Origin of the sequence: Streptomyces sp. NPDC006393, assembly GCF_040628575.1 — a bacterium.
Lineage (GTDB): Bacteria > Actinomycetota > Actinomycetes > Streptomycetales > Streptomycetaceae > Streptomyces.
Window position 1 is genome coordinate 1 of sequence record NZ_JBEXZD010000192.1, and the last position, 6,381, is coordinate 6,381.

General features: G+C 67.6%; 4 protein-coding genes. All 4 read right to left on the reverse strand.

Annotated elements, in window-relative coordinates; translation table 11 throughout:
• The coding region (locus tag ABZ484_RS38060; protein WP_358870528.1) for a hypothetical protein at positions 1–471 on the reverse strand (471 nt) is incomplete at its 3' end.
• A 51-nt stretch (positions 472–522) separates the two neighbouring features.
• Positions 523–690, reverse strand: a complete 168-nt coding sequence (locus ABZ484_RS38065) for a hypothetical protein (protein ID WP_358870529.1) — start codon at positions 688–690, stop codon at positions 523–525.
• Between the two features lie 84 nt (positions 691–774).
• On the reverse strand, positions 775–1,446 hold the full coding sequence (locus ABZ484_RS38070; protein WP_358870530.1) for a hypothetical protein: 672 nt from the start codon (positions 1,444–1,446) through the stop codon (positions 775–777).
• A 17-nt stretch (positions 1,447–1,463) separates the two neighbouring features.
• Positions 1,464–6,365, reverse strand: coding sequence for a LamG-like jellyroll fold domain-containing protein (locus ABZ484_RS38075; RefSeq protein WP_358870531.1), 4,902 nt, complete (start codon positions 6,363–6,365; stop codon positions 1,464–1,466).
• Positions 6,366–6,381: the final 16 nt, after the last annotated feature.

A 6,381-nucleotide genomic window follows, 5' to 3' on the forward strand; every position in this document is an offset into this window, starting at 1 on the left:
ACGCGCCATCACACTCACTGGCATGTCGATGTCGATGTTGGCGATACCGAGGACGAAGGGCAGGCCGTCGAGCTTTCGTTCGGCAAGGAGAACGAACTCGTCCCTGTCGATCCCCAGGCCCTCCGTGCTTTCCACGGTGACGCCCTCTGCCGTCACCTGACTCATCAGGTCGTCCGTGGTCTGCCGGAAGAACCCTTCCTCGGCCTCCACGGCCGCAGTGACGGCTTCCTCGCCGAGTTCGTCGACGTCCTCGGGATAAACCTCCTTGAAGAGAATGTCGACGAACCAACGACCCTCGTCGGGATAGACATTGAGCCGAACGCCATCCGCTTCGAAGTGACGACAATACGGAGGCGCTGTCGATCCTGCAGCTGCCCAGCCCAGCTCGGAAAGCGTCTCGTTGAGGCTCTCCAGGTCGCTTCCCAGGCCCGACCGCGCCGCTTGGATCAACGTCTTCGCAAGGGTGTTCATGGCATTACATTCCGATCCCTGGGCGATGCGGCACACTCGCGGTCTGGCATGTCAATGGTCAGTCCTCGACCGGCTCAACATGAATGGGTTCAGCGCCGCCAGATAGAGCATGCATCCCGTTTCTTCATCGTCCGCGTTCTCCGGCCGGATCACGTAGATCCCCACAGTGGGCGCGGGGGCCCAGCCCAGGTTGCGTTCCATGCAGATGACGCCCTGCACTGCTTGACTGTACTCATCCCCACATCACGGGTGAACGTCGGAGTTCTGACACAACGGCACGGCCGGGCGCCCGCGGATCAATGATCAATCCGTGGGGAACGACCGCAGGGCCGACAACATCTGACCGCTGTACTCGTCGCAGGCGCCCACCAGCTCTCGCCCCACCGGGGAGGAGAGCAGGTCGTCATGGTCCGATGCGGCCAGGACGGCCTTGTGGCATGCGCCTTCGATGTCGAGATTCCTGGTACCGAAATACCTCAGGCCATAGGAGCGCAGCCGGTCATCGATGCCGGCCAGGTAGGCATCCCGCTGGTCCTCTCCAGCGACCTCGACGGAGGAGTTCTCCATGATCCCGTCGAGATAGTCAGCCAGTTCCCGAGCCAGATAGACCAATGTCTCAGTCTGGGTCTCGTTCATCTCGCCGAGAGCCTCACTCAGCATGAGCCATCCGTTGATGGCTTCCAGTTGGAAACTCTCGGCGAGTCCTGGCTCGACCTCCGACTCGAACAACGGAGCGCTGGTGAGTCGGCCAATGGCCTGCTGGAACACCTCATCGGCCTCACCGTCCAGTCGCTCCTCGCTCCTGCGGATCAGGGAATCGAGTGCAGCAGGGTCGATTCCCCAGTCATCGGGCATCTCCATGCCGAGCAAGGGCGCCTGCAGCCTTCGCAAGGCGAGATATGCGACCTGATGGCGCTGCCGCCGGCCCATGGCACGAATCTGGGCCGACAGAGCTTCGTCGTCATGCCAGTCCACGTGGCTCACTCCTCCGCTCACCGGTAACCCATCGTCGCCAAGAAGTTCGTCCATGCCTCATGGTCTCTCCAGACGTACTGGGACTGCCCCGGTATCTTCGCTTTCGTTCCGGAGGTAACGGGTCCCACCATTTCCGCACCTACCTCGCCCAGGAAGTCTTCGCAGCCATCAGGGGCACAGGCGTTGCGTGACACGCCACCCGCCACTGGTGTCAGGTTGTTCTGAGCCATGTAGTGGACGGCTGTTTCCTCCGCATGGGCGCCTTCCATGTTGGTCGCAGCCACGATGTCCTCGCGTCCCAGGGACTTGATGTAGTCGAGCTGCGCCTTCTCCAACCCTCGTCCTGAGCCCGTGACCACGTGGACCAGCGAACCGTCAGCTCTGCGGGCGGATGTCACTGCTGTCGTCCTGAAAACCTTGCGCGCGAATGGGCTCGGAATCTTGCTGTGGATGTCGTCCGCAAGCTTCTTGGCGCTTGCTGCGATCTCCTCCGGATCGCAGTTGTGGACGAGGACGGGTGTTTCGCCCGCCTGCACATAGTACGTGTGGAGGCTGCCGATGGTCAGGTCGTAGGTCGTGGTGTGCGCGTGGTACAGGCGGACACCGGTGACCTCGGCCGTGCCCGATGGCGTCTGGAGGACGTCGCCCGGCTTCAGGTCCTTCGCCTCGACGAAGGCCGACTGGGTCTCGTCGTAGAAGGGGTGGTGGAAGGTCGTCGTCAGGTGGGCGTCCTGCGCGCCGGCCTTCGCGGCCTGCGCGGACGACACCGTGCTGACCGCCGCCACCGGCGCCGTCGCCGGCTGGTGGGCGTCGCCGTGACCGTGGCCGCCCGTCAGTGCGCCCAGCACCGCCGCCGACGCCGCCAGGCCGAAGGCCGCCTTACGGGCCGCCTTCTTGGCCACGGACCTGACCGCCGCCTTCGCACCGGCCTTGGCAGACCGCTCGGCCTCGGACTCGCCCGTCTTCCTGATCGCCACGTCCACGAAGTCGTGGTCCGTGTGCGTCACGATCACCGCGGTGACCTTGTGCGCCTCGGTGCCGGCGACGCCCGGCACCGAGTTGGCGATCTCGTCACCGACCCGCACCAGTTCGATGGCCTTGGCCGTGCCATCGGCCATGAGCACCCGGGTGCCGGCGGTGAAGCTGTGACACTCGACCTCGGACTGCGACTGGCTCCGAGTCCCCGCCCCCTCCGACTCCGCCGCCGAAGCCGCTTCGTCCGTCGCGTCCCTGGCGCCGGCCTCCTCGACGTCGGTCGCGCCCTTGCCGAACAGGCCGCCCACGACCTTCATCGCCTTCGGCGCGACCTTCGACAGCAGCTTGCCGCCCAGGCTGCCCAGGGCGCCGCCCACGGCGCCCGCGACCGCGCCCTCCACAGCCGAGCCCGCGAAGGCGCCCACGCTGCAGTCGCCGCCGCCGTTCTCGGCGCACTTGAAGCCCTGCTCCACCAGCGAGCCGGCCGCGCCCGCGGCCGCCGCGCAGCCGATGGAGCCGACGCCGGCCGTGACCGCCTCACAGCCCGCGAACACCGCCGTGGAGACCACGAAGGAGGTGATCGCCGCCGCGTGGTGCTTGACGTACTTGGCCGCCGACTTCGCCGCTTTGACCGTGGCGTGGTACGCCGTGCGCGCCGCGTGGGCGACCGCGTGCGCGGCCTTCTTCACCGCGTGCGCGACCTTGTGCGCCGCCTTCTGCACCGCGTGCACCACGCGGTGCACCGCGTGCGAGACCTTGTGGTACGCGGAGTGGACCGCATGGACCACCCGGTGATACGCGCGTCTGACGTGTCTGGCCGCGTAGTGGTACACGCGCCGGACCACCCGCACGGTGGCGTGGTAGTAGTCCCGCACCCTGTGCGCGATCTTGTGCGCCGCGTGCTTGACCGCGTGGACGACCTTCTTCGCGGCGTGCTTGACCGCGTGGTAGACCTTGTGGACGACGTGCTTGACGGCCTTCTTCACATGGTGGGCGACCTTCTTCGCGCCGCACACCACGTCGTACCAGGAGCAGTTGCCCGACTCGTCGGTGCCCGCCAGCGGGTTGTCGTCGACGTAGGCGAACGGGTTCGCCGCCACCGAGTTCGGCACCGCGTCCAGCGAGACGCTGTCCTTGTTCAGGAACTGCCCCGTGCCCGGGTCGTACCAGCGTGAGGCCGTGCCCACGTTGCCCGTGCCGGGCTCCGTCCAGCCGGACTGGAAGCCCAGGTGGCCGGCGATCGTGTTCGTCGGCGAGACCACCTTGCCCAGCGGGTCGTAGGACACCGAACCCGCCAGCGACGTCGCGCCCGAGGTGAAGGTGCCCACCACGTCGTTGTGCTGGTCGGTCAGGGCCAGCGCCCCGTTGCCGCCACCGGCCGGCTTGATGCCGACGACACCGCCCGCCGGGTCGTAGGTGTAGGTGCTGTCGCCGTCCGAGGCGATCGTGTTGTCCGCACCCGAGTAGGCGAAGGTGCGGGTGGAGTCGGCCTGCGTGTCCCGGTCGGAGGTGTTCCGGCCCATCGCGTCCAGCGTGTACGACTGCTGACCGGCGGCGATCTGGCCGCCGAAGGCGTCCGTCCTGTACGCCACCGTGTCCGACGCCGACGACTCCTGCGTCATCGTGCCGCGCGCCGAGTAGTCGTAGGAGTGCACGCCGTCCGACGTCAGCTCGTCCCGTGCGTCGTAGGTGTAGACGTCCGAGCCGTTGCGGATGCGGTTGCCCGAGGCGTCGTAGGCGTACGACGTCGTCTTCGTGCCGTCGTTCCACGATGTGAGCCGGTTCGCCCAGTCGTACGTGTACGTGTTGGCCGACGCGCCCGAGACACCCGTCGTCGTCTTCGACGACAGGTTGCCGTTCTTGTCGTAGTCGTAGCTGAAGCTCGCCAGCGTCGACGCGCCCTGCACCAGCACGTCGCTGGTCAGCTCGTGCGCGCTGTTGTAGCCGAAGGTGCGGGTCTGGCCGGTCGAGCCGTACTTGACCGTCTTCAGCTGGTTCAGCTGGTCGTAGGTGTACGTCAGCTGGTTGCCGGTGGCCGCGTCGTTCAGGGACGACAGGCGGCCGGCCGTGTCGTAGCCGTACGTCGTCGTGCCCGCCGCGTCCGTGCGGGACGTCAACAGGGCGTCGTCGTTGTAGGCGAAACTGGAGGATCCCGCCGAACCCGACGCCGTCAGCAGGTCACTGCGGTCGTCGTAGGTGAACTGCTCGTGGGTGGCGTCCTGGTGGTCCACCGCCCCGGCGATGCCCGCCTCGTCGGTGTCCGCCGACAGCACCCGGCCGGCCGTGTCGTAGGTGAAGCTCCGCTTGGCCGTCGCCGCGTCCGCACCCGCACCGGACATGGTCTTCAGCTGGCCGTTGACGTCGTAGGTCATCGCCGTCGTGACCCCGCCGGGCAGCGTCACGTTCGTCATCTGACCGTCGGCGTCGTAGGCGAACGTCGTCGTCGAGTCCGCCGCCGAGGTGTACCTCGCGGTGGTCGGCTCGATCACCTTCTCCTGCTGGCCCCACGGCGTGTACGTGTAGCGCCAGGAGTTGCCGCGGCCGTCGGTGAAGCGGGTCCGGTTGCCGGCCGCGTCGTAGCCGAAGGTCGTGGTGATCGACGTGGAGGCGTCGACCGGCTGGATCTCCTGCGTGATGGTGCCCGCCGCGTCGTAGGTGAAGCGGCTGGTGTGGCCGTTGGCGTCCGTGGTGGCGATCATGTTGCCGACGCCGTCGTACTGCTGCGAGGTCTCCCAGAGCTTGGTGCCGCTCGCGTCGTAGGACCGCGTGGCCGTCGGGTCGCCGTCGGCGTTGTAGTCGGTCGTGGTGTAGGTGCCGTCCGCCAGGGTCGTCTTCGACTGGTTGCCCTCGAAGTCGTAGGCGTAACGGGTCGTGTTGCCCGCACCGTCGGTGACCGAAGTGACGTCACCGGCCCGGTTGTAGGCGTACGTCGTCTTCACACCGCCCGGAGAGGTGGTGGAGGAGGCATGCGCGCCGTACGGGTTGCCCGTCGTGACCGCATACGACGTCGTGGACGTCAGCGTCCGCGTCGACGGGTAGCGCTCCAGCGCCGTCTGCGTCACCTGCCGGCCCATGAAGTCGTACGTGGCCTGTGACTGCGCACCCGTCGGGTCCGTCGCCGACAGTCGCTCGCCGTCGGCGTCGTACGTGGCGTGCGTCTTCGTGCCGTCCGGGTCGGTCGTCTGGACCAAGTTGCCGAGCTGGTCGTACAGGTACGACGTGGTCCTGCCGCCGGGCGTGGTGACGGAGGTCTGGTTGCCCTCGCTGTCGTAGGTGTAGACGGTCGTGCCCGCGTTCGGCGACGAGGCGCCCGCCGGGGTGTACGGCGGCAGGGTCTCGGAGACCTTGTTGCCCTCCGCGTCGTACGCCGTCGTCGTCACCAGGCCGTTGGGGTCCTGCTCCTCGACTCCCTCACCGAAGGTGTTGAAACCGCTGGTGGTGACCGGACGCACGGTCGAGGCCGTGGTGCCGTCCGGCTCCGCCTGGACGGCGGGCGCGGTGGTGACCGCGAGGTTGCCCGCCTCGTCGTAGGAGTAGTCGGTGGTGTGCTGCTCGGCGTCCGTCATGGACGTCGGCAGGCCCCGCTTGTCGTAGGTGTACTTCGTGGTCTGCGCGTCGGAGGAGCCGACCGTGCCGCCGTCGCGGCCCTTGCCGTACAGCGAGGAGATCTCGGAGGCGGACAGGGCCCGCTGGTAGGCCTGCGCGTCGGTGACCGAACCGGCGAACCAGTCGGTGTAGGTGTCGGACCACTGGGTGCAGCCGATCTGCATCGGTCCGGTGGCGCCCCACGCCGTCGTGTACGGCGTGGCGCCTTGCAGCTGCCCGTCGACGTAGAGGCTGATCTCCTGTTTCGAGGCGTCGTAGACGCCGGTGATCTGGGTCCACGCGCCGGTCGTCGGCGCGCTGGTCGCCGCCACCTTCTGGTACGACCAGGTGCCGCCCACCGGGGCGTCCTGGCTC